The sequence below is a fragment of the Kitasatospora sp. NPDC059571 genome, from assembly GCF_042735675.1.
In the GTDB taxonomy this organism is placed as follows: Bacteria; Actinomycetota; Actinomycetes; order Streptomycetales; family Streptomycetaceae; genus Kitasatospora.
On record NZ_JBHWBW010000757.1, the window covers coordinates 1 to 2,075 of the forward strand.

2 protein-coding genes are annotated in these 2,075 nt (G+C 75.9%); both read left to right on the forward strand.

The genetic code is table 11. The features are described 5' to 3' along the window. The first annotated feature begins 285 nt into the window (after positions 1-285). Positions 286-1,572: a YbfB/YjiJ family MFS transporter gene (locus ACFV0G_RS38705; RefSeq protein WP_380558389.1), complete on the forward strand. Its 1,287-nt coding sequence runs from the start codon at positions 286-288 to the stop codon at positions 1,570-1,572. Positions 1,573-1,648: 76 nt separating this feature from the next. After that, positions 1,649-2,071, forward strand: a complete 423-nt coding sequence (locus ACFV0G_RS38710) for a universal stress protein (RefSeq protein WP_380558392.1) — start codon at positions 1,649-1,651, stop codon at positions 2,069-2,071. Positions 2,072-2,075: the final 4 nt, after the last annotated feature.

The following is a 2,075-nucleotide window of genomic DNA, read 5'->3' on the forward strand; positions in this document are numbered from 1 at the left end:
GCGGCAACGAGGCCTTCGAGGGCCTCGCGCGGTACCGCGCCCCCGCGCACCCACCGGGCGGATACCCCCCCCGCCCGGCCCGGCCCCACCGGGGGCGGGGCGGTCGCCGCCGGCGCCCCCCGCCGACCTTCCCGCGATGGCCCGATCCGTGGGTGGCACGGCCCGTTGACCGGACACCGCCCCGCGCCACGGGGCGGTTGGTGGGGAGTACGGGCGCCACCGGCGCCCCGTCCCCCGACCGCCCCCCACCCCGGCCACCGGCCGGCCGTCCCGGAAAGGCCCACCATGTCGATCCCCACCACCCGGGCTGCGGAATCCACCGCACCCTCGCCACGCAGGCTCAGCGAGCCGTTGGTGGCCCTCGGCCTCGCGGCCGGACCCGTCGTGGCACTCGGTTTCACCCGCTTCGCGTACGCCCTGCTGCTGCCCGCCATGCGCGAGCAGCTCGGCTGGAGTTACGCAGCGGCCGGCATGATGAATACCGCGAACGCGATCGGCTACATCATCGGCGCCGGCACCGCGGCCTGGTGGTCGCGCCGGCTCGGCGCCCGCCGGGTGTTCGTCTGGTCCATGCTGGTCAGCGCCGTCGCCCTGCTCGCCTCCGGCGTCAGCGGGAGCTTCGCCGCGCTGTCGCTGTTCCGCTTCGTCGGCGGTCTCGCCACCGCGGTGACCTTCGTCGTCGGCTCGGCCCTCGCCTCGCGGGTGCACACCGGCGGCCGTCCGGCCCGCTCGGCCGGCCTGGTCGGGATGTACATGGCCGGCGTGGGCATCGGCGTGGTCGTCTCCGGCATCGTGATCCCGTCGGCGCTGACCGCCTGGGGCGCCTCCGGCTGGCAGGCCGGCTGGCTGCTGATGGGCCTGCTCGCACTGCTGGCGATCGGCCCGGCCGCGATGGCGGCCCGGCGCGTCCCGGAGCAGCCGGCCGCTGCAGCCACCGGCGACCGGGTGAAGCTCCGCTTCCTGACCCCGACCTTCGCCTGGTACGTGCTGTTCGGCGCGGGCTACGTCTCGTACATGACGTTCGTCATCGCCCTGCTGCACGGCCAGGGCATGGGCACCTGGTCGGAGGCCGCGTTCTTCATCGTGCTCGGCGCGGCGTCCGCCCTGGCGACCCTGTTCGTCTGGGGCCGCGTGATCGGCAGACTGCGCGGCGGCCGGGCCCCGGCGCTGGTGTCGGCGGTCGTCCTGCTGGGCGTCCTGCCGGTGCTGCTGGGCCACGGAACGGTCGCGGCGATGGCCTCCGCGGTGGTGTTCGGCGCCAGCTTCATGGCCGGCCCGACCGCGGTGACCGTGCTCGCCCGGCGGATGCTGCCTCAGCACGCCTGGACGTACGGCATCGCCCTGCTGACCGTCGCGTTCAGCGTCGGCCAGGCCGTGGGCCCGCTGATCTCCGGCCTGCTGTCGGACTCCTCCGGCGGCATCGCCAAGGGGCTGTGGCTGTCGGTGATCCTGCTCGCCGTCTCGGGCGCCGTCGCCCTGCTCCAGCGGGAACGGGTCGCCGTCCGGTCCCACGAGGACCGGCCGGTCCCGAGCGTCGAGAGCGCGCCGGCGGAATCCGCCCCGGTCCGCTGACCCGGTCCGTCCGCCCGCACCCGTCCACCCGTCCGCACCTACCTCTGCACCCGTCCGCACCACCGAGGAGTTCCCGATGTTCCAGCGCATCCTGGTCGCCGTCGACGGCAGTGAGGGCGGCCGCACCGCGGTCGCCACCGCCGGCGCCATGGCCGCCCTGACCGGCGCCACCGTCCGGATCCTGCACGTCGACCCGTCCGACGTCGTCTACGACACCGTGGTCGCCCTGGAGGACGACGGCACCGCGCACCGCGTGGTGGACGGCGCCGTCGCCTCCCTCCGTCAGGCCGGCGTCGCGGCGGAGGGCGAACTGCTCGACGGGCTGGTGCCCGACGTCGCGGCGGCGGTCTCGGAGGCCGCCGACCGGTTCGGCGCCGACCTGGTCGTCCTCGCACCGCACCACCGCAGCCGCCTCGCGGCGTGGTTCTCGCCCCGGGTCAGCGACCAGGTGTCGCACCGCAGCGCCGTCCCGGTGCTGCTGGCCGGCGGCACGCCGTGAGGCC